The 26,175-nt window shown below is 43.5% G+C and carries 25 protein-coding genes; 15 read left to right on the top strand and 10 right to left on the bottom strand.

The features are described 5' to 3' along the window. Window positions 1–10 precede the first annotated feature (10 nt). The gene (locus V6M43_RS11515) at window positions 11–577 is read right to left on the bottom strand and encodes a hypothetical protein (protein WP_332735370.1); all 567 of its coding nucleotides are present in this window, start codon (window positions 575–577) and stop codon (window positions 11–13) included. Window positions 578–743: 166 nt separating this feature from the next. On the opposite strand from V6M43_RS11515, the gene V6M43_RS11510 reads away from it, so the two are divergent. The 7 genes from V6M43_RS11510 to V6M43_RS11480 all read left to right on the top strand — a co-directional run bounded on the left by V6M43_RS11510 (window position 744) and on the right by V6M43_RS11480 (window position 9,044). Further along, window positions 744–989, top strand: a complete 246-nt coding sequence (locus V6M43_RS11510) for a hypothetical protein (RefSeq protein WP_156123586.1) — start codon at window positions 744–746, stop codon at window positions 987–989. A gap of 42 nt (window positions 990–1,031) precedes the next feature. Continuing rightward, entirely contained in the window at window positions 1,032–3,632 is a 2,601-nt protein-coding gene (locus V6M43_RS11505; protein WP_332735368.1) for a cation-translocating P-type ATPase, read from the top strand. 25 nt (window positions 3,633–3,657) lie between these two features. Then, window positions 3,658–4,686 (top strand): AI-2E family transporter, encoded by a 1,029-nt coding sequence (locus V6M43_RS11500; RefSeq protein WP_332735366.1) that lies wholly within the window; start codon window positions 3,658–3,660, stop codon window positions 4,684–4,686. 70 nt (window positions 4,687–4,756) lie between these two features. Continuing rightward, the gene (locus tag V6M43_RS11495) at window positions 4,757–5,938 is read left to right on the top strand and encodes an acetyl-CoA C-acyltransferase (protein WP_332735364.1); all 1,182 of its coding nucleotides are present in this window, start codon (window positions 4,757–4,759) and stop codon (window positions 5,936–5,938) included. Between the two features lie 4 nt (window positions 5,939–5,942). Then, complete coding sequence (locus V6M43_RS11490) at window positions 5,943–6,464, top strand: GNAT family N-acetyltransferase (protein ID WP_332735362.1); 522 nt, start codon at window positions 5,943–5,945, stop codon at window positions 6,462–6,464. 93 nt (window positions 6,465–6,557) lie between these two features. Continuing rightward, the gene (locus tag V6M43_RS11485; protein ID WP_332735360.1) at window positions 6,558–7,934 is read left to right on the top strand and encodes a S41 family peptidase; all 1,377 of its coding nucleotides are present in this window, start codon (window positions 6,558–6,560) and stop codon (window positions 7,932–7,934) included. Window positions 7,935–8,054: 120 nt separating this feature from the next. Then, the gene (locus tag V6M43_RS11480) at window positions 8,055–9,044 is read left to right on the top strand and encodes a pyruvate dehydrogenase complex E1 component subunit beta (RefSeq protein ID WP_039129180.1); all 990 of its coding nucleotides are present in this window, start codon (window positions 8,055–8,057) and stop codon (window positions 9,042–9,044) included. Window positions 9,045–9,136: 92 nt separating this feature from the next. On the opposite strand, the gene V6M43_RS11475 is transcribed toward V6M43_RS11480, so the two are convergent. After that, complete coding sequence (locus V6M43_RS11475; protein ID WP_156123587.1) at window positions 9,137–9,277, bottom strand: hypothetical protein; 141 nt, start codon at window positions 9,275–9,277, stop codon at window positions 9,137–9,139. A 174-nt stretch (window positions 9,278–9,451) separates the two neighbouring features. On the opposite strand from V6M43_RS11475, the gene V6M43_RS11470 reads away from it, so the two are divergent. Further along, window positions 9,452–10,615 (top strand): sigma-54-dependent transcriptional regulator, encoded by a 1,164-nt coding sequence (locus tag V6M43_RS11470; RefSeq protein WP_332735357.1) that lies wholly within the window; start codon window positions 9,452–9,454, stop codon window positions 10,613–10,615. On the opposite strand, the gene V6M43_RS11465 is transcribed toward V6M43_RS11470, so the two are convergent. Further along, on the bottom strand, window positions 10,616–11,494 hold the full coding sequence (locus tag V6M43_RS11465) for a MerR family transcriptional regulator (RefSeq protein WP_332735355.1): 879 nt from the start codon (window positions 11,492–11,494) through the stop codon (window positions 10,616–10,618). It abuts the gene before it with no gap. Between the two features lie 150 nt (window positions 11,495–11,644). On the opposite strand from V6M43_RS11465, the gene V6M43_RS11460 reads away from it, so the two are divergent. Together V6M43_RS11460 and V6M43_RS11455 are read left to right on the top strand one after the other, a co-directional pair. Beyond that, a complete protein-coding gene (locus V6M43_RS11460; RefSeq protein ID WP_332735353.1) occupies window positions 11,645–13,201 on the top strand; it encodes a S26 family signal peptidase in 1,557 nt (518 codons plus the stop codon). 33 nt (window positions 13,202–13,234) lie between these two features. Continuing rightward, window positions 13,235–13,723, top strand: coding sequence for a cytidine deaminase (locus V6M43_RS11455; RefSeq protein WP_332735351.1), 489 nt, complete (start codon window positions 13,235–13,237; stop codon window positions 13,721–13,723). A gap of 1 nt (window position 13,724) precedes the next feature. On the opposite strand, the gene V6M43_RS11450 is transcribed toward V6M43_RS11455, so the two are convergent. Together V6M43_RS11450 and V6M43_RS11445 are read right to left on the bottom strand one after the other, a co-directional pair. Beyond that, entirely contained in the window at window positions 13,725–14,216 is a 492-nt protein-coding gene (locus tag V6M43_RS11450; RefSeq protein ID WP_332735349.1) for a methylated-DNA--[protein]-cysteine S-methyltransferase, read from the bottom strand. A 5-nt stretch (window positions 14,217–14,221) separates the two neighbouring features. Further along, window positions 14,222–14,551 (bottom strand): tRNA-binding protein, encoded by a 330-nt coding sequence (locus V6M43_RS11445; RefSeq protein ID WP_332735347.1) that lies wholly within the window; start codon window positions 14,549–14,551, stop codon window positions 14,222–14,224. A gap of 113 nt (window positions 14,552–14,664) precedes the next feature. Between V6M43_RS11445 and V6M43_RS11440 the strand changes: the two genes are divergently transcribed. Then, on the top strand, window positions 14,665–16,089 hold the full coding sequence (locus V6M43_RS11440) for a Gfo/Idh/MocA family protein (protein ID WP_332735345.1): 1,425 nt from the start codon (window positions 14,665–14,667) through the stop codon (window positions 16,087–16,089). A gap of 94 nt (window positions 16,090–16,183) precedes the next feature. On the opposite strand, the gene V6M43_RS11435 is transcribed toward V6M43_RS11440, so the two are convergent. From V6M43_RS11435 to topA, 3 genes are all read right to left on the bottom strand, one after another. After that, a complete protein-coding gene (locus V6M43_RS11435; protein WP_332735343.1) occupies window positions 16,184–16,651 on the bottom strand; it encodes a Dps family protein in 468 nt (155 codons plus the stop codon). Window positions 16,652–16,667: 16 nt separating this feature from the next. After that, window positions 16,668–17,543 (bottom strand): transglutaminase-like domain-containing protein, encoded by an 876-nt coding sequence (locus tag V6M43_RS11430; RefSeq protein ID WP_332735341.1) that lies wholly within the window; start codon window positions 17,541–17,543, stop codon window positions 16,668–16,670. A gap of 201 nt (window positions 17,544–17,744) precedes the next feature. After that, on the bottom strand, window positions 17,745–20,342 hold the full coding sequence (topA, locus tag V6M43_RS11425; RefSeq protein ID WP_332735339.1) for a type I DNA topoisomerase: 2,598 nt from the start codon (window positions 20,340–20,342) through the stop codon (window positions 17,745–17,747). A gap of 184 nt (window positions 20,343–20,526) precedes the next feature. On the opposite strand from topA, the gene V6M43_RS11420 reads away from it, so the two are divergent. Beyond that, complete coding sequence (locus V6M43_RS11420) at window positions 20,527–21,597, top strand: DUF4407 domain-containing protein (protein WP_332735337.1); 1,071 nt, start codon at window positions 20,527–20,529, stop codon at window positions 21,595–21,597. Window positions 21,598–21,754: 157 nt separating this feature from the next. Next, window positions 21,755–22,207, top strand: a complete 453-nt coding sequence (locus V6M43_RS11415) for a nuclear transport factor 2 family protein (protein WP_332735335.1) — start codon at window positions 21,755–21,757, stop codon at window positions 22,205–22,207. Window positions 22,208–22,240: 33 nt separating this feature from the next. Here V6M43_RS11415 and V6M43_RS11410 read toward each other — a convergent pair whose 3' ends face one another. Both V6M43_RS11410 and V6M43_RS11405 read right to left on the bottom strand, forming a co-directional pair. Then, window positions 22,241–23,563, bottom strand: coding sequence for a hypothetical protein (locus V6M43_RS11410; protein ID WP_332735333.1), 1,323 nt, complete (start codon window positions 23,561–23,563; stop codon window positions 22,241–22,243). Between the two features lie 168 nt (window positions 23,564–23,731). Further along, window positions 23,732–24,160, bottom strand: a complete 429-nt coding sequence (locus tag V6M43_RS11405) for an Hsp20/alpha crystallin family protein (RefSeq protein WP_332735331.1) — start codon at window positions 24,158–24,160, stop codon at window positions 23,732–23,734. A gap of 224 nt (window positions 24,161–24,384) precedes the next feature. Between V6M43_RS11405 and V6M43_RS11400 the strand changes: the two genes are divergently transcribed. Both V6M43_RS11400 and V6M43_RS11395 read left to right on the top strand, forming a co-directional pair. Beyond that, the gene (locus V6M43_RS11400; protein ID WP_039129215.1) at window positions 24,385–24,798 is read left to right on the top strand and encodes a BrxA/BrxB family bacilliredoxin; all 414 of its coding nucleotides are present in this window, start codon (window positions 24,385–24,387) and stop codon (window positions 24,796–24,798) included. A 19-nt stretch (window positions 24,799–24,817) separates the two neighbouring features. Then, on the top strand, window positions 24,818–25,978 hold the full coding sequence (locus V6M43_RS11395) for a prolipoprotein diacylglyceryl transferase (RefSeq protein WP_332735327.1): 1,161 nt from the start codon (window positions 24,818–24,820) through the stop codon (window positions 25,976–25,978). Window positions 25,979–26,175 lie beyond the last annotated feature (197 nt).

Here is a 26,175-nt window from a genome sequence, read left to right as displayed (position 1 = left end):
CTCTTACCTCTTAAATTTTCCTTGATGGGTCCTGGTGGATATTAATCTGCACTTTAAACTCTCCGAGTAAGGCGATCAGTTCAACTTCTACCCGTACATTATACACTTCGTCTGCCTGAGGCAGGTAGTAGAATGAGCTGGTGAACTTGTTTTCGGATGAAGGTGGCTGATAGTCTGACCTGAATTGGACCTGGCTGCCATCGGGCAGGGAGAGCTTTGTTGCTTTCATCTGCTGGCATAACTTCTTGTATTGTGAAGCAGCTTCGTCATACTCCTCTGTTGACAACATGATGGCCTGCCAGCTGGCAGTGGTATCTTCTACAGAATGAAACCGCGTGATGATGGATTGCTCGGCGCCGGGTAGCTCTACCAGGGATGCATATTTTTCATACTCCGCTTCATCATTTACGAGAGGGCCCTGGATGTTCCTGAAATTGGTGGAATAATCAAAGATGACTGCCTGGATTGCCTCATCAAATCCCGGTGGATTCGGGCGGGATAGGGGACGAATGGCTGGCTGGGAAAAGGAAAGCACATAGAATACCATCATCAGGATGGTGGTTAGGGTCTTTTTCATTGGTTTAGATTGATCCGCAATGATAAGAAATTTAGAATAACCGCTGGTAATGAAATGGTTAGGATGCTTTTCGATGAATGGACACAATTTTGAATTTGATTGCCCGTTTTTTAATGGATCCGTTTTTAATCCGTATTTCCATACCCTTTCGAAAACTAAGAAACCCATGAATGAACAGTTGTATTTCAACGACCAGGCACATATTGCCGAAAAGTTTCAAATGATCCAGGACCACCTGAGCGATTCAAGCAAAATGGCGGTGCTGAAGATCCGCAACTGGAAACTGGTAGAGCATTTGCCCGAAACAAGTCAACGCTACCAGAAGCACATGCAACAAACCTTATTCAACGTTGTACCAAATGAATTTATACTCTGCGAAGTAGGGTATTACTTCTTCCCGGTGAACAACTGATAAAAAAGGGCCGCTTTAGCGGTCCTTTTTTATCTTTATAGCATGGCATGGCACAATACCAACATTGAAGACAATTTATCCAAACTCAATACCAGTACCAAAGGCCTTAGCAGTGATGAGATCCCACGCCGGGTAGAAGAATATGGCCTCAACGTGATCACTGCACAAAAGAAAAAATCTCCCATTACTCTATTCCTTGCACAGTTCAAGGATTTCATGATCATCGTTTTAATGGCTGCTGCAGTGCTGGCAGGCGTGTTCGGCGACCTTATTGATGCCACCGCCATCCTCCTTATTGTGATCATCAATGCCATAGTTGGGTTTATACAGGAGTATAATGCAGAGAAGGCTATTGAAAGCCTGAAAAAAATGGCCGCATCTTCGGCTGTTGTTATCCGTGATGGCAAGCCGGTAACTATACCCGCTGAAGAATTGGTGCCGGGAGATATCGTCAAACTGGAAGCAGGAAATATTGTTCCTGCTGATCTCCGGTTGATTGAAACAAGCCAGTTGAAACTAACCGAGGCCAGCCTTACAGGAGAGTCTGAAGCAGTAGAAAAAAATCCCAATACACTTGATCGGGAGGATGTGCCGCTGGGCGACCGGCTCAATATGGCATTCAAAAGCACACATGTAGCCTATGGCCGTGCAACAGCGGTAGTGGTGCATACTGCCATGCATACAGAACTGGGAAAGATCGCCGGTATGCTGCAGGGAGAAGAATCAAAAACACCCTTACAACACAGGCTGGCAGCCTTTGGTAAAAAACTATCCTGGGCGGTGCTGGCTATTTGTGCGCTTGTCTTCATCATAGGTATTATCAGGGGTGAAGAACCACTGCCCATTCTGCTTACAGCAATTTCACTTGCCGTGGCAGCTATTCCGGAAGCATTGCCAGCAGTAGTTACCATCGCACTCGCAATTGGCGCCAAAAGAATGGTAAAGCAGCAGGCACTAATCCGCAAACTTCCTGCCGTTGAAACATTGGGATCTGTCACCTATATCTGTTCCGACAAAACCGGAACACTTACTAAAAATAAAATGACGGTTGAAAAAGTGTATGTAGAAGGAAACTTCATTGCCCCGGCAGATATGCACCTCGATGGTATCAGTGAAAATGAAAAATGGCTGCTCCATGCACTCACCCTCAATAATGATGTAGTGGCGGATGCCAATAAAAATGCCATGGGCGATCCCACGGAGATTGCATTATATGAACTGGCAGAACAAAATAATATCATCAAGTTTGAACTGGAAGAATCATTTCCACGCGTAAATGAAATTCCTTTTGACGGTGATCGTAAAATGATGACCACCATTCATCGCCATGATAATGCTCATTATTCCTTCACCAAAGGAGCGTTGGATATATTGGTTACAAAAGCAGCCGGTTTAACAGATGAGGATAGTGAAAAATTAAAGGATGCATCTGATACAATGGCCATGGATGGTCTGCGGGTATTGGGTTTTGCCATGCGTAAGTGGGATCATGAACCTTCTGTTGAAGAGGTGAAAACCATTGAAAGCAACCTCGAAATTCTGGGTGCGGTAGGTATGATGGACCCACCACGCGAAGAAGCTATTCAGGCCGTCACAGAATGTAAAACTGCCGGAATAAAAACGGTTATGATAACGGGCGACCATCCCCTTACCGCAAAGACGATAGCAAAACGTATCGGTATCCTGGAAGAGAATAATGATGAGGTGATTACCGGTCCGCAGTTGGATGCATTGACCGACCAGGAGTTCACTGATAAAGTGGAACATATTCGGGTATACGCCAGGGTTTCACCTGTGCAGAAATTAAAGATCGTGCAGGCCCTACAGGAAAAAGGACAATTTGTTGCAATGACCGGCGATGGTGTAAATGATGCGCCATCATTGAAGAAAGCAAACATCGGTATTGCAATGGGCATCACCGGAACAGATGTTTCCAAGGAAGCAGGTCATATGATTTTGCTGGATGATAATTTTGCCACCATTGTAAAATCTGTAAAAAGCGGCAGAAGGATCTATGACAATATCCGGAAGTTTATCAAGTATGTGCTGACGGGCAACTCAGGTGAAATCTGGACCATATTTCTTGCGCCATTCTTTGGACTGCCAGTGCCTTTACTACCCATTCATATATTATGGATTAATCTCGTTACGGATGGATTACCCGGACTTGCACTTGCTTATGAGCCGGCAGAAAAAGGAATTATGAAGAGGCCACCACGCCATCCCAATGAAAGCATATTTGCCAAGGGTCTTGGATTCCATGCCATCTGGGTTGGATTGCTGATGGGTGCCATCACGCTTATTACACAGGCATTTGAAATCAGGTCGGGTAACCACGACTGGCAAACGATCGTATTCACGGTTCTTTGTTTCAGCCAGATGGGGCATGTCCTTGCGATAAGATCGGAGCAGGATTCCTTCTTTACACAAGGGATATTTTCGAATAAGAGATTGATATTTTCAGTGGCACTGACCTTTCTTTTACAACTCATGATTATCTATACACCGGTGATGAATCCGATATTTAAAACAGCACCACTTTCGCTTACTGATCTGGGTATTGCGATGGCAATTTCATCAGCAGTATTTTTTGCAGTGGAAATTGAAAAATGGTTTAAACGTCGCAAAAGCAGAACAGTTTAAGTAGATTCACAACAAACTAATTTAAATGCCCAGGTACCTGCAAATATTGCTGGCCATAGTGCTGGCAGGTATAATACTCTATACCGGGCGCTCGCTTTTTATCCCACTTAGCTTTGCCTTGCTGATAAGTTTTATCCTGTATCCCATATGTAAGTGGATGGAGAAAAAAGGAATAGGAAAATCTACCGCTATCATTATAAACCTCGTAATGGTTACGCTCTTATTGGGTGGGATAATATTCCTGCTAATACAGCAATTGCAGAATTTTGGAAATGAATGGCCACTACTCAGAGATAAGCTAAACCAGTCGTCAATCCAGTTCTCAGCTTACCTGGTGCAGGAATGGAATATTAGTGAAGCAACCCAGAAAGAATGGCTGGAGGAATTCGGCAAGAATTCCACCTCACATATTTTTGGCCTCGTACAGCAAACCATCAGCGCATCTGCCGTGTCGGCTGTTTTGTTATTCCTCATTCCCATTTACAGTTTTCTTATTTTGTATTATCGACACAGGCTCGTAAAAGCACTCATATTATTTTTGCCGGTACACTATCGTACAGGTATAATCGAAATTATCCAGCTTGCCATTCATTCCTACTATGAATTCATTAAAGGAATGATCGTGGTATACCTTATAGTGGGAGTTCTTAATAGTGTTGGCCTTTTAATTCTTGGTGTACCCCATGCCATTCTGTTCGGATGCATTGCAGCACTGCTTACTTTTATTCCTTATGTGGGAATATTGGTAGCATCGCTCTTTCCGATTACACTTTCATGGGTCACCTACAATTCGATCTGGTATCCCATTGGCGTGATCGGGATTTTTGCCTTCGTGCAATACCTGGAAGCCAATATAATATTTCCCTGGGCCGTAAGCAGGCGGCTCAACCTGAACACGCTGATGACCATCGTTGCCATTATTATTGGTGGTATTCTCTGGGGTGCAGCCGGCATGATCCTGTTTGTGCCATTCGCGGCGATCCTGAAATTGGTGGCCGAAAGAATGGAGGGCGGACAAGCAATGGCGGAACTGCTGGGAGATGACAAACCATGAAACTATCAACTGTTAGTTTTACAGGCATCCTCCTTACATTTGCTAATAATTCAAATTCGAAAACTTGCATATGAAAGACGTTTATATTATTTCCGCAGTTCGCACACCGATGGGAAGTTTTGGTGGCAGCCTGAAAGATATCTCTGCCACCCAGCTTGGGGCAATCGCAATAAAGGCAGCATTGGAAAAGGCGGGAATTGATCCGCACAAAGTAAATGATGTTTTGATGGGCTCTGTAATACAGGCTAATCTTGGCCAGGCGCCAGCAAGGCAGGCAGCCAAATTTGCGGGACTACCAGATTCGGTAAATTGTACAACCATCAATAAAGTTTGCGCCAGTGGGATGAAAGCCCTGGCGCTGGCAGCACAAAGCATCCGTTTGGGAGATGCTGATATTGTTGTTGCAGGCGGCATGGAAAGTATGAGTAATGTTCCTTTCTACGTGGAGAATATGCGTTGGGGAAACAAGTATGGGAATAGTACATTGATTGATGGACTTGCCAAGGACGGTTTAACCGATGTATATGATGGAAAGGCCATGGGCAATGCAGCAGAGCTTTGTGCAAAAGATTGTGGCATCAGCAGGGAGGAGCAGGACAATTTCGCGAAGGAGAGTTACCGCCGAAGCCAGGCAGCTTGGGAGACCGGAAAGTTTGATAATGAGGTGATCCCGGTTCCCATTCCCCAGAGAAAAGGAGACCCCATCATGTTTGCAAAAGATGAAGAACCATTCAATGTTAAGTTTGATAAGATCCCTGAATTGAAACCTGCCTTCCAGAAAGATGGAACTGTAACAGCAGCAAATGCCTCCACCATGAATGATGGCGCAGCAGCACTGGTGTTGATGAGCAAAGAGAAAGCAGATGAACTGGGGTTGAAACCAATCGCAAGAATCCTCTCCTGGGCCGATGCCGAGCAGGCACCTGAGTGGTTCACCACTACGCCATCTCTTGCAGTTCCTAAAGCTGTTGAAAAAGCAGGACTGAAAATGCAGGATGTTGAGTATTGGGAACTCAATGAAGCATTTGCTGTAGTGGGAATAGAGAATAGTCGGCGTATGCAGCTTGATCCGGCAAAAGTAAATGTTCATGGTGGGGCAGTTTCATTAGGCCATCCCCTTGGATGTTCAGGTGCAAGGATAATTGTAACACTATTGAATGTGTTAAAGGCAAATAATGCAAAATATGGTGCTGCAGGAATCTGTAATGGAGGAGGAGGAGCTTCTGCCATGGTTATAGAAAATATCAATTAATAGTATGCTGGAAGTTCGAAAGGCCTTACCGGAAGATGCATCTCTTATTGCAACTTTAACAAGGGATACATTCTATGATTCTTTTGCAGCCGATAACACTGCTGAGGATATGGAATTATACCTGGCCGAGCACCTGCAGCCGGAAGCACTGGAAAAAGAAATCTTCCTCCCCGGTAATCATTTTTTTATTGCATGGGATGGGCAACGCCCTGTTGGATACCTGCGTTTAAGGGAAAGGCCGGAAGGTCATCCCGATTGCATCCCCGCAGGAAACAGTATTGAGCTGGCGCGTTTTTATGCCATCGCTGATTCCATCGGTAAAGGGGTTGGCAAGGCAATGATGTCGCATTTGCTGGAATTTGCTTCTGGCCTGGGATTTGAAAGGATATGGCTGGGCGTTTGGGAACATAACCAGCGAGCAATCGGTTTTTACCAGAAATGGGGATTTGAAAAAGTTGGCAGTCATCCATTTATGTTAGGTCGTGATCTTCAAACGGATTGGCTGATGACAAGGGAATTACCTTAATTGGTTAATATTTTGCCAGTATTGCCACCATTCGGGCCAACAAAACATCTATAAAAAAAACAAACGCGTATATTGAAAAGCAAAAATTACCTAATGAAACGCATACTGACACTATCGCTCTTACTCGGCCTTTTCATCAGTTCCTGTAAAAAGGACAAGGGAACGGACGATACTACTCCACCGCCTCCTCCGCCAGTATCTGCTGCTGATAAAGTGAAAGATACTTCGCTCATGATAGCCCGTGAGGCCTACCTATGGTACAAGCAGATCCCTGCCAATTTTAATCCCAGGCAGTTTGCCGATCCTGATGGTGTTATGACAGGCATCCGTCCATATAGCAAGGAACCAGGATTTACCAATCCGGTTGACAGGTGGAGTTTTGGAATACTTCAATCTGAGTGGGATGATATCAGCAGTGGTATCAGTGGCGATTTTGGAATTGGGATATTCTTCCGTACAGAAAATGATCTCCGTGTAACCTATGTGGAGCCTGCATCTTCTGCTGGCAAGGCAGGCGTTCAGCGGGCATGGCGTATCATGAAGATCAATGGTCGAAATATTAATGTTGCAGACCAGGCTACTATTGATTTTGTGGTTAATGCCATCTACTACAGTACCTCTGCAGATATCAATTTTCAGAAGCCAGATGGAAGCACAGTTGATCTTACGATAGCTGCAACTTCTTACCAGGAACAACCCCTTGTATTGGATACAGTTTATAATACAGGAGGAAAGAAGATCGGGTATATGGTGCTGAATTCTTTCCTGGGTGACCAGACCACAATGAAGAACAGGTTCCAGCAGACCTTCAGTGAGTTTGCCGCAGCAGGTATTACCGACCTCGTGGTTGATGTTCGCTATAACGGGGGTGGCTATGTTGCGTTGCAGGAAGAGCTCGCCAATTATATCGTTCCAAATGCATCAAATGGAAATGTGATGTACAAGCAGGTATATAATGATATACTGCAGGAGTTTAATCGGACTGTAAACTTTTCTAAAAAAGGAACAGTGAATGTTCCAAAAATGGTAATGCTGATTTCAAGGAATACTGCATCGGCAAGTGAAGCGCTTATCAACCTGATGAAACCACATATGGAAGTAAAAACAGTTGGGCCAAATACTACCAATGGTAAGCCAGTCGGATATTTCCCGATTCCTGTTGGCAACTGGTATGTATTCCCTGTTTCTTCAAGGCTTGTTAACAGCGCCAACGAAGGAAGCTACTTCAATGGTTTCACACCTGATAAAATTGTAGCAGATGGTCTTGATAAGCAATGGGGTGATCTGCAGGAATCAATGTTGGCAGCAGCAGTGAATTATATAGTTACAGGAACACTTCGTGCAGCAGGAGGAGAGACTATGAATATGGAGGATCTTCGCAACTATGAGAAGCTGCCGATGAACAAGCGCAAGGTATTGGTGGATGATTCGCGCACTTATTCTGAAATAAGAAAGGCAATTTTGAACTGATATACAGGCAAATGTTTAGCAAAAGTCCCGATTATCGGGACTTTTTGCGCTTAAGGACTCTAATTTTTGCGCATTTGAGGTTGAACCAATAAATTTGCCACTCCAAAATAAAGCAATAGCATGGCAAGATCAATCGCATTTAGAGAAGCGCTCCGCGAAGCGATGAATGAAGAGTTCCGTCGCGACGACCGTGTTTTCCTGATGGGTGAAGAGGTAGCAGAATACAATGGCGCCTATAAAGTGAGCCAGGGTATGCTGGATGAGTTTGGCGACAAGCGTGTTATTGATACACCGATCTCTGAGCTGGGATTTGCAGCAGTAGCCGTTGGTGCTGCACAGAACGGCCTCCGTCCGATCGTTGAATTTATGACCTGGAACTTCGCCGTTCTGGCTCTCGACCAGATCCTCAACACGGCATCAAAAATGCTTGCTATGAGTGGTGGCCAGTTGTCATGCCCCATTGTTTTCCGCGGACCCAATGGTTCTGCCGGTCAGCTTGGCGCCCAGCACTCCACCGCATTCGAAAGTTATTATGCCAATATTCCTGGTCTGAAGGTTGTATCTCCAAGTAACGGATATGATGCAAAAGGGCTTTTGAAACAAGCCATCCGTTATGAAGAAGACCCTATCATTTTCATGGAAAGTGAAGTGATGTATGGTGAAAAATCTGAGGTGCCTGAAGAAGAATATTATATCCCTATTGGAAAGGCCGATGTTAAAAAAGCAGGTAGTGATGTAACCATCGTTTCTTTTAATAAAATGATGAAAGTGGCACTGGGTGCTGCTTCAGAATTAGAAAAAGAAGGAGTGAATGCAGAAGTTATTGACCTGCGTTCAATTCGTCCGCTCGACTGGATGACTATCCTTGAAAGCGTGAAGAAAACAAACAGGCTTGTCATTGTGGAGGAGCAGTGGCCTTTCGCTTCTATCTCTTCTGAGATCGCTTACCGCATACAGAAGGAAGGATTTGATTACCTGGATGCTCCCATCCGCCGTATTACAGCAGCTGATGCTCCTCTGCATTATGCACCCAACCTTGTGGCACTTGCCCTGCCTGATGTAGAACGTACAGTGAAACTGGTGAAGGAAGTGATGTACATGAAAAAATAATTCGATTCATTGAATTACTTATAAACAAAGAGGTGTCTGAAATTCAGACACCTCTTTGCATTAACCATTATAAAATTCTGAGAAAAGAACGCTTAACGTAGTACACTTCCAACCGTAAGAAGGAAGCAATAACTATAAGCCATCAGGATGCCGGCAAGTACCACCAGTTTTGCAGTCATTTGCCATACACTTACTTCTTTAGTTGTTTTTAAAGGATGTTTCAGGGTAGTCATAGTAGGATATTTTTGCTTTCAATAGGATATAACAAAAATACAACGCCTTGTATGCCTTGTCAAGGCCGCTTTTACCCGATTTTTTTCGTAGAATTACGATAGTATATATCATGAATACTAAGGTTGCTTTTTGAAAATCATTTATACTACATTTGAACGCATCAATAAAAGCATATGTCAAATATCCTCATCATAGACGATGAAAGAGCCATACGGAAAACATTAGGAGAAATTTTATCATACGAAGGCTATAAAATTGAAGAGGCTTCTGATGGAGAAGAGGGATTGAAAAAATTCAGGGAAACCACATTTGATGTGGTGCTCTGTGATATCAAGATGCCTAAACTTGATGGCATTGAATTCCTCGACAAAGCAAGGGAAGCAAACCCCGACGTTCCCATCATTATGATCTCTGGTCATGGTACCATTGAAACTGCAGTAGAGGCAGTAAAAAAAGGCGCGTTCGACTATATCTCTAAACCACCGGATCTAAACAGGCTTCTAATTACATTGCGAAATGCAATGGATAAAACATCGCTGGTTTCAGAAGCAAAAGTGCTCAAAAGAAAAGTTAGCAGGGTGCAGGACATGATTGGTAATTCACCCGCCATCCAACGAATCAAGGATACCATAGAGAAAGTAGCACCTACTGAGGCGAGGGTAATGATAACAGGAGAAAATGGCGTAGGTAAAGAACTGGTGGCAAGATGGCTGCACGAGAAAAGCAACAGGGCCAGCGGTCCGCTTGTTGAAGTTAACTGTGCGGCTATTCCGGGGGAATTGATCGAGAGTGAATTGTTCGGCCATGAAAAGGGATCATTCACTTCAGCTATCAAACAACGCATTGGAAAATTTGAACAGGCAAATGGTGGAACCTTATTCCTGGATGAGATCGGCGATATGAGTCTCAGTGCTCAGGCTAAGGTATTGCGCGCACTCCAGGAAGGTAAGATCACAAGGGTAGGAGGTGATAAGGAGATATCAGTTGATGTAAGGGTGGTGGCAGCTACAAATAAGGATCTTCTTAAAGAAGTTGAAGAAAAGAATTTCAGGCTCGACTTATACCACCGCCTTAGTGTGATCCTCATCCATGTACCATCACTAAATGAGAGGAGAGATGATATTCCGCAACTGGTTGATAAATTCCTTGAGAACATTTGCGCGGAATATGGAATCGCGAAAAAAGAAATAGAAAAACCTGCCATGGAAGCACTCAAAGAATATGAATGGACAGGTAATATACGCGAGTTGAAAAATGTGGTTGAAAGATTGGTTATTCTCTCAGGCAAGTCAATTCTCAAAGAGGATGTGATCAACAATGTTTCTCCCAAGCGCTGATTAATTCGCTTTGGCAAATGTTAACAGCTCCTGCAGCGAACGCAGGTATTTGATGCCATGGGGTAACTGCTCGGCTACATCTTTTAATGCAGGTCCGGATACTATAATTTTTGTTCCCGGTGCTTTATCTGATAGCTCTGCCAGGTAAGTCTTCAGATCAATATTGTTCAGGTGTGTGATCAGGTGAAAATACAGATGTGTTACTTTCTTGTGACGGCAATAAAATTCAATGCTGCTTAGTTCAACTTCGGCACCCATATATACCGTTGCTTTCCCATGTTGTTTAAAAAGGTATTGCATGAACAACAAAGGAATCTCATGAGCTTCCCCCTTAGGAGTAAACAGGAGAATTTTTTTATCGGCACGAAGTACCGGAACATGCAGTTCATCTATAGCAACCATCATGGATTTCTGAATAAGGTTACTACTAAAATGTTCCTGGGCTGGCATGGCTTTATCAGTTAACCAGTACATTCCCATCTTTTCGAGGAAAGGATAAAAAACTTCGATAACAGATTTCTCGAAGCCCAGTTGCTCAATATATATTCTTAATAACTTTTCAAAATGTTCAAAGTCGAAGGCTTGTGCAGCAAGCATTAACTGTTCGATATAATTCTCATGAAAACAGCCTTTATCGTAAACTGATGCCAGTTTACGAAGTTCCAGATCACTTAAGCCGGCCAGTTTGGAGATCTTAAATCCATTTTTATATAGAATGGAAAGGCGAAGCATTTTCTTAAGGTCCTCGTCATCATAATAGCGGTGGCCACTATCTTTTCGTTTTCCATTACAAACACCATAACGGTGCTCCCAAATACGAAGGGTATGCGCCTTTATACCGGTAAGGTTTTCAATATCACTGATGGTAAAATGATTCATTTTTTGCTACTAATGATGCTAACTTACCCCTCCTTAACAAATCTTTTAATCGCTGCCTGTCACAATTATAATAAATCCGACACAAATAGATTGAATAAACACCATTTTGCCTCCAGAATGGTATTTTTGCCGGAATCTAAAATTCACTGAATGTCACTGTATCAAATCCTGATCATAACCCTTATCTCATTACTGTTGGTATTTCTCCCGGCTTTCGGACTTTCCAAGATGTTCGAAAAAGCGGGTGTTCCTTCCTGGAAAGCATGGATTCCTTTCTATAACACCTGGGTTATGTTGGATGTTGCACAAAGACCCAAACATTGGTTCTTCTGGCAGTTCATTCCGGTTGCAGGATGGTTTGTGACAATGGGAATTTTCATAGAATGGGTCAAATGCTTTGCCAAATTCAGCTTTTGGGAGCATGCCCTTACCTGCCTTGTACCCTTTATCTATTTTCCCTATGTGGGGATGGATAAGAATACCAGGTTCATCGGCCCGGCGGGAGTAAAACACTACCAGAAATCAACAGTACGTGAGTGGGTTGATGCAGGTATTTTCGCGGTAGTGGCCGCAACCCTGATCCGCACATTTATTTTTGAGGCATATACGATTCCAACCGGTTCGATGGAGAAAACTTTGCTGGTAAATGATTTTCTGTTCGTAAGTAAGCTCAGCTATGGCCCGCGTATTCCTAATACCCCACTGGCCATCCCCTTTATGCATCATACTATTCCCGGCACGTCTTCCCGGTCTTATACTGAAATGATCAAGCTTCCCTATAGTCGTTGGTTTGCAAGCCCTGTAAAACGCAATGATGTGGTCGTTTTTAATTTTCCTGAAGGTGATACTGTTATCAATACACCTGCCTACCAATCGCTTGTTCCTTTTTACCAGGAGGCCAGGCGCATCGGAAATGGCGATATGAACATAGGTCGCCAATACATTTTAAATGATCCCGACACATATCCATTGGTGATACGTCCCGTTGACAAGCGTGAAAATTATATTAAGCGTTGTGTAGCAATAGCAGGAGATACCCTGGAGGTTCGCGGCGGACAGGTATATATCAATAGCCAGCCCGGCTTCAATCCTCCGCATTCACAATTGCCCTATGAACTGGAAACAAATGGCCAGCCACTGGACCAGGCATCCATGCTGGAAAATTTCAATATTGATATTGAGAATCCGGAAGAGTTTGGATCAATGGGAAATAATAAGTTCATGGTTTTACTTACGCATGAAGCAGCAGAAAAAATGAAGTCATCCGGCTTTGCAAAAACACTCACCGCCCAGCTTACAAGTAAAGACCAGGTAGATCCCAGGTTATGGGGAAAGCTTACTTTTCCAAATGATACATTACACAAATGGACCGTTGACTATTTTGGTCCGGTTTGGATACCTGCTAAAGGTGCAACTCTTACCATCACTCCTGAAAATTATTCCATTTATGAAAGGGCCATTCGTGTGTATGAGGGAAATAGTTTTGAACAGCAGAACGGAAAATTCATGCTCAATGGCAAGGAGACCAACCAGTACACTTTTAAAATGAATTATTACTGGATGATGGGCGATAACCGGCATTACTCACAGGATAGTCGCTTCTGGGGTTTTGTTCCTGAAGACCATGTAGTAGGAGAGGCCTGGATCATCTGGATGAGCATGAATAATGGTATCCGCTGGAACAGGTTGTTCAGGAGTATAAAATAGCGTACCTTCTTAGGGATATAACTTATCATAACCATGACCAGAAAAGCATTCCATTTTGATTATGATGTATACCAATCCCTCGATGAACTGACAGAAGAGGATGCCTGGCTTCTGGCCGAAGCAAGGGAAGTTACATTACATGCTTATGCACCCTATTCCAATTTTTTTGTGGGGGCGGTAGCAAAACTTGCCAATGGGGAGATCCTCGCTGGTTCCAACCAGGAAAATGCATCCTTTCCTGTAGGGTTATGCGCAGAAAGGGTTTTACTGGCTTCCGTTTCTTCTCTTTTCCCCAAGATCCCGATAGACACTATTGCATTAAGTTACCGGAGCAGCCAGGTGGAAAGTAATCATCCCATCACACCATGCGGAATTTGCAGGCAATCGCTGCAGGAATATGAAGACCGGGTTAAGCACCCTATACGGCTGATCCTTGGTGGAATGGAAGGGCCTGTATACATTATCTCCAGCGCGAGCATGTTGTTGCCACTATCCTTTTCGGGCGGTGATATGGGCACCTGAATCAGAAAAGAGTTTGAACACCATGGGCGATCTTTCTTTCATGATCCAGTAACCATTTCTTTCTCCCGATACCGCCTGCATAACCTACCATTTCGCGGTTAGTTCCTATTACGCGGTGACAGGGAACGATTATGGCGATATTATTTTTGCCATTTGCAGAAGCAGCAGCGCGTATAACTTTTGGATCACCCAGTTTTCTTGCCAGGTCCATATATGATATTGTACGTCCAAAGGGGATGGCTGTAAGTTCACCCCATACCTGCTGCTGAAAACCCGTTCCGGCCTGGTTCACGGGCAGGTCGAACTGCCTTCGCTGACCAGAAAAATATTCAATAAGCTGGTCGGTACAATTCTGTAACAGGGAGTTCCAGCTATTGGCCTGCGACATATTACTTAAATCATCCTGTTCACAAAAATGAACTTCCTCCACATAACTTTCAGTAACGGTTATGCGAATAATGCCAATGGGAGAGTGGTACCACGATTGAGGCATAATGATCAACCTATTTTATGACCGTTTGAAACGGGTCGTTCGGGTTTCAATAAAACTACATCATTGTTTTCATTATATATTCCAAGAACGAGGCATTCACTGGTGAATCCTGCAATCCGTTTGGGTGAGAAGTTCACTACAGCAATGACCTGCATACCTACCAATGAGTCTGTTGAATAAAGCACGGTGATCTGGGCAGATGATTTTTTTATTCCCATTGAACCGAAATCAATGATAAGCTGGTAAGCTGGTTTACGGGCTTCAGGAAAGGAAGTTGCAGCTATTATTGTACCCACCCGCATATCGATTTTCTCAAAATCAGACCATTCGATCATTTTTATTTCTAAAGTACAATGAGTTCTGTGGATTTGAATGAAATAATACTTTTGATTTTAACCATCTACAGTGTAAATTGAATCTCCTTTTAACAAGCAAACCGATTGTAATTATGCCCAGCAAATCAGCATCACGCAGAAAATTCATTCGAAACTCATCCCTGGCAGCGGCAGGTTTTTTTATTGTTCCCCGGCATGTTCTGGGAAAAGGACATATTGCCCCCAGTGATACACTTAACGTAGCAGGAATTGGAGTAGGAGGTAAAGGACAAAGCGACCTCGCAGAATTCTTCAAATCAAAGAAGGTAAATATTGTGGGGCTATGTGATGTTGACGACCGGGCAGCAGCAGCTTCCCGTAAAGCTTTTCCGAAAGCACCTTATTACCGCGATTTCCGGGAGATGCTCTCTAAAGAAAATAAAAATATAGATGCCGTATCTATATCCACCCCCGATCATACGCATGCCAATGCAACCTTAGCGGCTATGCAGCTGGGTAAGCATGTGTATACGCAGAAGCCACTTACTCATGATATCTATGAAGCACGCCTGCTAACGGAAGCGGCTAAACGCTATAAAGTGGTCACCCAGATGGGTAACCAGGGAGGAAGCGGTGAAGGTGTTCGCCGATCTAAAGAACTGGTAGATGCAGGACTTATAGGTGAAGTACATACAGTTCATTGCTGGACCAACCGCCCGGTATGGCCTCAGGGTATTCCAACGCCTTCCGGAAAACATGATATCCCAAAAGAACTGGATTGGGATCTGTGGCTTGGTCCAGCCCAGCATATAGATTATAATCCTGCTTATATTCCTTTCAACTGGAGAGGTTGGTGGGCTTTTGGTACCGGAGCTTTGGGTGATATGGCCTGTCATATTATGGACCCGGTTTATCGCATACTTCCTATTGATTATCCGGAATCGGTTGAATGCAGTGTTGCCAATATCTGGAAGGATATGTGGGTTGAAGGAAATTATGTTGATGGATGTCCACCATCATCAATCATACACCTGAGCTATCCGCGGAAAGATGGGAAAGGAAAAATAAAAGTCTCCTGGCATGATGGGGGATTACTACCCGCCCGCCCTGATGAGTTATTACCGGAAGAAGCGTTCGGTAACTGGGATGGTGGCGCATTGTTTATTGGTGATAAGGGTAAACTCCTGATGGATTGTTATGGCGAAAATCCGAGACTGTTACCGACAGTAAAAATGAAGGAAAGCAACCTTCCTGCACCAACGTTAAAGCGTGTTCCGGAAGGGCATTATGTTCAGTGGGTGAATGCCTGCATAGCAGGTCATGGAAAGGCTGAAACGAGCTCTCCATTTGAATTTGCCGGTCCATTCACTGAAAGCATTCTGATAGGAAACCTCGCCATTCGCAGCTGGATGCTTAAGAATCCAAACCTGAAAGGATGGGGTGATAAATACCTCGGAAGAAAAACGCTTCTCTGGGATGCAAAGAATATGCGCATCACCAATTTCGAAGATGCAAACCAATTCGTAAAAAGAGAAAGAAGAAAAGGATGGGACCTGTAAGGAAGTAAGAAGTAAGAAGTAAGAGGTAAGAGGTAAGATTTGGGAGAAAGTACTCCAATGTAAATCTTACCTCTTAAATCTTAAAGCTTACCTGTCATAGGTAGCTTCGGACCATCCAGGCCATTTTTTCATGTTCACGCATGAGGCCGGTTAACAGGTCGGCAGTACCCGCATCCTTATGTTTTTCATCCACCTCATCAATATCAGCGCGGAGTTGTTTGATTAATGATTCGTGGTCATTCAATAAATTCTTTAGTTGACCTTTCTGGTCAGTAGTATAGTCCGGCTCTTCAAGCCTGGCCAGTGCCAGCATATCTTTCAACCTACCTGTTGCGAAATTTCCCAACATGCGAACCCTCTCCGCTATCTCATCAATACTGCCTGCAAGCTGCTCGTACTGGGCTTCATAAAAAGCATGCATCTCCGAAAAATTATCCCCTTCATAATTCCAGTGATAATTTCTCAGCTTCATATAAAGCACATGTTCATCTGCAAGAAGAGTATTCAATTTAATGGAAACTGCCTGAGCATTTTTAGGAGTAATGCCAATATCTGCTTTCATGCTAAAAGAGTTTGATTTACTCTCCTAATATAACTGAAAGTTTCAGCAGTTCTTCTTTTTTGTAGTATTGCTTATCGTTATCAAAACACTTTGCAAATTCCTCCAGCAGCATTTGGATGATCCTGATATTGCTCATTGGCCTGAAGTAGGAGGCGGTGGGGGGAACAGATATACGGCGGAAATATGCCTCCACATCTTTTTGCGTAAACACCTGTCCACTCATGGGATCAATATAAAACTGGATACGTTGAATAGGATTGTTGGGTAATAGATCCCATTGCCCGGGTTCTACATCGTAGTAGGAAAGAATAAACTGACGTGGGATATTCACAGCACGGATTGGAATATCAAGCAGGTCAGACATAACCAGGTAAAGAATACCGTTACTGATGGAATTACCTTTCTTTATTTCAATCACTTTATTGAGCAGAAAATCATTCGGTTCGCCATAATTAAGCTCCGATCCTTTTAAGTGATAATAGTTATACAGGATGGTTGTGAGAACATTTGTTTGCTCAAGAGGTGTGAGATAATTATTTAACTCTAACCATATATTACGTCGCATCTTTTCGATCTCCTGTAGAACAGTGTTCACATTGAGATCCGGATATTGAAACTTCGCCACTAATAGTGCCCCTGATAAAAGATCGGGTTCCTTTAGATTCTTCCATCGTTGGAATTCAACCGTCAGATCACAGTAATGCAGCCGATGGATAAGAAGCTCAATCCTTTCCTGGACAGATTCATCAGGTGTTATCTCCCATAGATGTTCCAGGTTTGGAATGATGTTGGCGCCCATGGAGATGATCCTGTCACTCACCGTAGTGAATACTTCATCATCGGGGTCATCGATGAGATGAAAAAGGGCAGATATTTCACGGGTTTCTTCCATTCACACAAAATTGATAGTGATCAGCAACATTATTATGACGCATGAAGGCCGTCATTTATTGTTAGGGATCTGCAAATAAATATCGGGTGAACAGGATAGAGTTGGAAGGATAATTATCCACGAGTGTGAACAAACTCAGGTAAGATCTAAGAGGTAAGATGTAAGAGGTATAACTCCAAAGGAAATCTTACCTCTTAATTCTTACTTCTTACCTTTCAGGGCTTTCTTTGCCGGGGCTTTTTTTGTCGCTGCTTTTTTAGTTGCTGCTTTTTTGGCTGGGGCTGGTTTTGTTTTTTTGTCAAATGCTCCAGGCAATTCGGCTTCAATCATTTTCTTGACTTCTTCTAATGTGATGCCAGCGAGTTCTTCCTCTGTATATTTCCCGCCATCCCCTTTACGCGAGAGTTTAAGCATTTTCTTACCAAAGCGGATAAAGGGACCCCAACGGCCATTCTCAATCGAAATCTTCTCTGCAGGCCATTGATGAATATATCGGTTCGCTTCTTTTTCGATTTTCTTTGAAACAAGTTCGTCTACTTCTTTCTGTCCCAACCTGTCAAAATCATATGCCTTGGGAATATTGATATACAGATCGTTCCACTTGATAAATGGACCGAACCTGCCTTTTCCCTTGGTAACAGGAATACCCTCGTAGGTTGCTATAGGAGCATCAGCATGTTTCTTTTCATTGATCAGTGCAACAGCCCTGTCAATATCGAGTGTAACAGGGTCCTCACCTTTAGGAATAGAGACAAACTCTTCCCCCCATTTAACATAGGGGCCAAACCTTCCGATGTTAACGGATACTTCTTGTCCCTCATACTCACCAATGGTCATTGGAAGCTTGAAAAGCTCCATGGCTTCGTCGTATGATATGGTTTCAATACTTTGCCCTGATTTCAATTTGGCAAAGCGTGGTTTCTCTTCGTCATTTACATCTCCGATCTGCACCATCGGGCCATACCTGCCCATCCTGGCCACAACTTTTTTTCCGCTCTCCTTATCAACACCTAGATCACGTTCTCCACGGATACGTTCTGCATGCTCGATGGTATTATCAACATCCTTTTTAAAGGGATTGTAAAATTCATCGATCATTTTATGCCATACGCGTTTTCCATTTGCTACCTCATCAAATTCATTTTCAATTTTAGCGGTGAAACCATAATCCATCACATCATTAAAGTTCTGGTTCAGGAAATCGGTAACCACCAAACCAAGATCAGTTGGAAACAGTTTCGACTTTTCGGCTCCGGTGGTCTCATGATCCATCTGCTTTATGACATTTCTGTCATCCAGTTTCAGTATCCGGAAATCGCGACGCGTTCCATCTTTATCACGCTTTTCAACATATCCTCTTTTAAGGATAGTAGTGATGGTAGGAGCATAGGTAGAAGGCCTTCCGATACCTAATTCTTCCAGCTTTTTTACCAGTGATGCTTCTGTATAACGAGGCGCAGGGCGATTGAACCTTTCGGTTGCACGCATTTCGCGCAATGGAAGAATCTGCTTTAACGATAATGGTGGTAACATGCTCTCACTGCCTTCCTCTTCGGTCATATCTTCTTCATCACGATCTTCTCTGTAAACTTTCAGAAAGCCATCAAACTTGAGCACTTCACCACTTGCAGTAAGTTCTTCCTTATTAGTAGATATGAGGATCTTTGCGGTCGTCTTTTCCAGTTCGGCATCCGCCATCTGGGAAGCCATGGTTCGCTTCCAGATCAATTCATATAACCTGCGTGTATCAGGGTCATCAACTGAAATGGTGTCCATATAGGTTGGCCTGATTGCTTCATGCGCCTCCTGTGCCGATTCATTCTTATTCTTATACTTCCTGGCCTGGAAGTATCGTTTTCCATATTGTGCATTAATCTGCTGGCTGATGCCTTCCATGGCCGTTTCGCCGAGGTTTACACTGTCGGTACGCATGTAGGTGATCCTTCCGCTTTCATAGAGCTTCTGTGCCAGCAGCATTGTCTTACTCACAGAATAGCCAAGCTTTCGGCTGGCTTCCTGCTGCAGGGTGGAAGTGGTAAAAGGAGCAGCAGGCGATTTCTTGCCTGGCCTTACCTGGATATCTGAAACGGAATAACTGGCCCCTATACAGGATTGTAAAAACTTTTCGGCCCCTTCCTCATTAGAATAACGCTGTCCCTCAGCTTTAAAACCCACAGGTCTATTACCAGAATCCTGGGCAGTAAACCAGGCCTCCACTTTAAAATGGCTGACGGTGTTAAAGGCATTGATCTCACGCTCACGTTCTGCTATCAGACGTACCGCCACACTCTGCACCCGGCCGGCACTAAGGGAACTTCCCATGCTCATTTTGCGCCAGAGAACCGGACTGAGTTCAAATCCAACTATCCGATCAAGTACCCGCCGAGCCTGCTGGGCATTAACCAGATCCATATTAACCGTCCGCGGGTTCTGCACTGCCTTTTGAATAGCGGGCTTGGTGATTTCATGGAACACGATCCGCTTAGTTGTTTTGGGATCTAATCCGAGTACCTCGCAGAGATGCCAGCTGATAGCTTCCCCTTCACGGTCCTCATCCGTTGCCAGCCAAACCTCCTCACTCTTCTTTGCCAGCTGCTTCAATTCCCGCACCACCTTCTCCTTATCATCCGGAACTATATAACGGGGCTTATAGTCGTCCTTTATATCGATACCCATCTCGTCTTTTTCCAGGTCGCGGATATGTCCGTAGCAGCTTTTCACCTCAAAATCCTTACCCAGGATCTTTTCGATGGTTTTGGCCTTTGCGGGCGACTCCACTATCAATAAATTCTTAGCCATGTAGTTCAAAATCAATTATAAAATGAAAGATGGAACCTGCAAGTTTAGTGTATAAGGGCGAAAATACCAATTCCGGCCTTTTGCACACCTTACCATTCTTTTAAGAAATAATACCGAGGAATCACCGTTAATTGCAGTATCCCAACTTCTACCTAACTAGTTTTTTCACCTTACAATCAACACTATGGCTAATTCCACGGATAGCCCGGGCAATGATATTGCCGGCTACGATTCGTTTACAGGTAGTAAAGGGGAAGGCGGATCGTTTTTGTGGTGGTGCGCCGGTGCCCATGGACCCACCCTCAAGCAATTCTCAACTGAACATCCTAAATATAACACCCTGGGGGGCGTTTTGCTCGCCACCTTTGTTCTCGCTGCACTTTCTTCTGGCTACGCCTTTTACACCATATTTGAAAACGTTGGCTGGGCTGTGGCATTCGCTATAATCTGGGGACTTATCATTTTTAATTTCGACAGGTTCATGGTAGCGAGTATCAGGAAGTACGGAATGTCGCAGGGCCGGCAGATAAGAGTTGCTTTCCCCCGTATTGTGCTTGCAGTGATGATCGGCATCACGATTGCGCGACCGCTGGAACTAAAATTATTTGAAAAGGAGATCAACCAGCAGGTAGAAACTAACCTGGTAGAAAAGATTAAGCAATATAATAATACCCAGGATTCTCTTCACAAGGTGAAAATGGCATCTACTGCCGCAGAGCGTAACCTCCTGTCAACCAGGCGTAAGGCCATGGAAGATACTTTGCTGGGGCTACAACTTTCTTATGTGAAGGAAGCGGATGGCACAGGCGGATCAGGGAAGAGGGGTGTTGAAACGATTACAAGGCTCAAAATGGGGGCTTACCAGCAAACGGCCCAGCAATATGCGGCAGAATTTGGAAATATTGACTCACTGCTTGCCGTTCAGCAAATGCTGCTCTCCACGGGCAACGACAGTCTTAACGCTACCAAAACCGCGTTTGCCCAGGGTGCCCGAAATAATATCGGCTTCCTGGAAAGAAATAAGGCATTGCATGATTTATCCGAAAAAGAGGAAAGTGTTTGGCTCGCCAACCTGCTGATCAGCCTGCTGATCATAATTCTGGAAACAGCACCGATACTAGCCAAATTATTACTTCCGGTTGGACCTTATGACCTGGCCCTGGCTAAAGAAGAACTTATTCCGATGACTGCCATAGAACGCAAGCTGGTACTGGAGCAGGAGCGGATCAGGAATTCGAATATGGAGGCTGTTTAACAGGTACCGGAACCAATTCAGGTTGAGATTCTGAACCATTTCCGATCTGTTCAGACAACCACTTAATTACCGCTGATAAAAATTTGAGAGTAGTTTTCATGATACGCTTTAGTTTAGCAGACCATAAGATAGGTCTTCCGTTTAAACATATATAAGTATGAAGTTGTTTTTTAGCTTTCTGTTAATGTTTTTCTCATGGACTGCATCTGCCCAGTTGGCTGAGGAAAATGAGATAAAAAAAGTGATTGATCAGCTTTTTACCGGCATGAGGTCGTCAGATACAGCACTTTTGGCGCATGCGTTTGCACCAGGTGCCATACTGCAGACAATTATTCAGAAAAAAGATGGTAGTACAGTTGTGAGGACAGATGAAGTATCCGGATTTATTAGTTCGATTGGCAAGCCTCACAAAGAAATTTATGATGAACGCATTAGCTATGGCAACATAGAAATTGATGCAAATCTTGCTGCTGTGTGGACGCCCTATCAATTCTTTGTAGGAACCACTTTTAGCCATTGCGGCGTAAACTCCTTTCAGCTGGTAAAACTCGATGGCAAATGGAAAATACAATATCTTATAGATACCAGGAGAAAGGATGGTTGCTTATAAGAAAACTTGCTTGCAGATTGTAATGGGGAATCTTTAATTTTTCGACAATTTGTATTTCTTATTGACCTTTGGGTTATTGAAATATTTATTCAGATCTTCTTCACTAAGGTTGCCTGTATCAACCATGGGTACATCAATCAATGATACCTGAACCTGTTTCAATTCGCCACGAAGCTTATTGATCTTGTTAAGAATTTCGAGATCAAGTTCACCACTTAGTGCATTGTCCTGAAGTGAATACTCAAGGCGTTTAATGCTGGTACGAACCTGGGCTGCCGAATTCTGCTCATAGGTCTTAACAGGAGAAACAGCTTCTTTCACCGGCACAAGTGCAACACCAACGCTTGGCATGACCTTACCAGCATTTTTTGAACTTTCGGATTGGCTGGTAGACAGGATAGTTCCGCTTAATGCAGAAGTACCAGAAAGGAGATCAAAGGAAGTGCGGGTTTTTTTGGTACCGCGAACTTTTTTATCGAGTTCCTTAAAGGTAAATTTCAGCTGCAGAATATAGAGTGAAATGTCTTTCGTAAGCTTTTGATATTCTTGTAGGCGGAATGGATAGTTGAGTGCATCTCTTACCACTACACGTATAACCGAGGTGTCGCGATTGTAGAACTTATCGGAGCCGATCAAAGTGATATTAAAAACCCTGACTTTTGCCGAATCAGTATCTCTTACAAAGTCATAAGGAATAGGCCATTCAAATTTGTCATTGCATTTCTGGATAGCTGTATAGCCCTTTATGGGCATATTGGTTAATGTTGTAATCGATTCTATAGGGAAATTGCCATTCTCGCATTGGATATTAAAAGAAAGGGTATCACCCTCTTCAATTATAACGGTGCTGCTGATGGTTGGTTTTATCTGGGAAAGTGTGATCTCGGTATTATAAAAAAGCAGAGTGAAAAAGGTATCCACGCGCTCCTTGGGATCAGATAGATTCTGCACACCGAGATGAACACGGTATTCCTGGTCGTATTTCAGCCTGCCCGAAAGGAACAATGATTTTTCAGCTTTAAAGGTTAAGATCCCCTCATCTTTATTGATCTTGAGTCCTACCGGAGCATTCTTCAAAAACCAGAAATAACGGGCACTGTCAACCCGATTTATATCAAGGTTATATACGATGGCAGAATCTACATGCAGTGTGATATATGGATTGAGATTTAATATCCTCAATGTAGTGTCGGGAGCAACTATTTGAATTGAATCTGGATGGGTTAACGCAGGAACAGTATCCAGTGATAAAGTAGTATCCCGTTTAGGAATGGTATCAGTCTGGGCCTGTACGGATGTTGTAATCAACAATGCCAATATGCATAACCAATGAAGCCGAAAACGAAAATTAGCCATTCTCTGTTCGTTATTTGCAAGGGTTGAAAAGTGTAGCAATATTAGCATATTTTCAACAGAAGCCTGTTAAACAATTTGTTAGAATGTGCATGTAAAATAGTTTGAATATAAAGAACCCCGTTGTGGAAACAACGGGGTATAACCAAAACCAACTGCTTGTGAGAAAAATTATTGAATGGTAATTTCCCGCGGTTGTGGCTTTTCCACATTCTTTTTGGGAAGGAGTAATTTTAATATTCCAGCTTCATATTTTGCCTGAATATTTGCACCATCGATCTTCTCATCAACGGTGAATGTTCTTTTAAAAGAAGCCAGGTTAAATTCTTTACGAATCATTTTCAGGTCAGGATTTTTCTCCTCTGACTTTTGATTGAAAGCGATGGTCAGGAGACCATTTTCAAGCGTCACCTTAAAGTCTTCTTTGGATCGACCTGGTGCTATCATTTCCAGGTGATAGGCCTCATTGGTCTCAACAATGTTAACCGGGGCCTGGGGTAAGGCCTGTGATACTTCTCTGCCTATGAAGGAAGGAAATTCCTGAAACCAATCGTCAAGCAGAGTACCGAAAGGACGTGCGGGCTGATTTAACTTTACCATGGTCATATAGATTTTGTTTTTTTTGTTTTAATATGAATGAGATCGACAAAGCCTGTACCAGTTGAAGTTTAGATGCCATTTTGATATTTCTGGAGTGATTATCCAAAATATAACAGCCATTCTGTCGTATTCGCAAGAAATTGACCGCCGTTTTGGCTGATTCAAACCAAAGCAGTTGCCCGAATGTTTTTTCCAGTAGTTTTGCAATCTTAAAATCAAATACTATGTATCCAGCAGAAATAGTGATGCCCATGAAAGAAGAGTTAACGGAAGAAGGTTTCGTTGAACTTTTAAATGCAGATGCCGTTGAGAACCAGATGAAGCAGGAAGGTACTACCCTTGTAGTGCTGAATTCAGTTTGCGGATGTTCGGCAGGAACAGCGCGCCCGGGAGTATTAATGGCAGTGGCCAATAGTCCCAAGAAGCCTGATTATCTCACAACCAGTTTTGCCGGTTTTGATATCGATGCCGTAAAAAAGCTTAGAGAACATCTACTGCCTTATCCGCCATCATCCCCCTCTATAGCTTTATTTAAAGATGGACAATTGGTGCATTTTATTGAAAGACATCAGATTGAAGGTAGGTCTGCACAGATGATCGCCCATAATCTTATCTCAGCATTTGAGCAATACTGCTAAGCCATACTAAACAACCAGCATGTACCCCAACCTCTATTATGCCTTCAGGGACCTGTTCGGCATTGAGATCACTGGCCTCCGGTTTGTGAATTCGTTTGGTTTTTTTGTAGCACTCGCATTCTTATTTGCAGCATGGGTGCTTACCATGGAACTGCGTCGTAAGAGCCAGGCAGGCCTTCTTCAGTATGAAGACACCAAGATCAAAATAGGTGAGCCAGCAAGTGCTTCTGAGTTAATAACAAATTTCCTGTTGGGATTTTTGTTGGGGTATAAGATCATTGGGGCTTTCGTAGTGGGTCCGGCCGACCCCCAGGCCTTTATATTTTCGACGGATGGCAGCTGGCCGGTTGGAATTATAACCGGACTTTTTTTCGCGGGACTAAAATGGTATGAAAAAAACAAGCAAAAGCTAGCCAGGCCGGAGGAAAGGACAATCCGGGTTTGGCCCCAGGACAGGGTAGGAGATATAGTAGTTTTTGCTGCAGTATTTGGATTTGCTGGTGCTAAGGTGTTTCATAATCTGGAGAACTGGAATGAATTTGTAGCTGATCCTATCGGATCTCTGCTTTCTTTTAGTGGTCTCACTTTTTACGGGGGATTGATCTGTGCCTCATTAGCTATTTTCTGGTATGCCCGGAAACATAAGATATCACTCCGCCATCTGTGTGACGCTGCGGCACCAGCATTAATGCTGGCTTATGCCATAGGCCGGATCGGATGTCATATTTCCGGCGATGGTGATTGGGGAATTCCCAATAAATCGCCAAAACCATCTTTCCTGCCTGATTGGGCATGGGCTTATACTTACCCCAATAATGTTATTAGTGCCGGGGTACCTATTCCAGGTTGCGAAGGACAATACTGCAACCAGTTACCCGAAGCCGTTTACCCGACCGCATTTTTTGAAACCATTGCGTGTCTGCTGCTCTTCGGCGTACTTTGGTATTTCAGGAAAAGGATAGATATACCAGGGCGACTTTTCGCTCTATATCTTATCCTTAATGGCATTGAACGCTTTTTTATAGAGAAAATCAGGGTTAACACCGAGTATGATATTTTTGGATTCCATCCCACCCAGGCTGAACTGATCTCTTCATTATTAGTATTGACAGGAATCGCACTCTGGATCTGGATGGGCAAAATGGTGGACAAAAATCGTCCAGTTACCAGCACCAGATAATTTGACTACATATTAATTAAAAGCCATCCTTAACAGGGTGGCTTTTGTATTTCCGTCCATCCGGTTCCTTCACCATTTATCCAGTAATTGGATAAGCCTGTAACCTCCTTCTTAGTTCCACGTCCAATTGTTTGTCAAAGTAATTACCGAAAATCAATGCTAATAGCCATTCGCCACAAAACAATGTACATTGCATT

The sequence above is a fragment of the Flavihumibacter sp. genome (genome assembly GCF_036676075.1).
In the GTDB taxonomy this organism is placed as follows: Bacteria; Bacteroidota; Bacteroidia; order Chitinophagales; family Chitinophagaceae; genus Flavihumibacter.
This window is presented reverse-complemented; position numbering and strand designations above follow the sequence as displayed.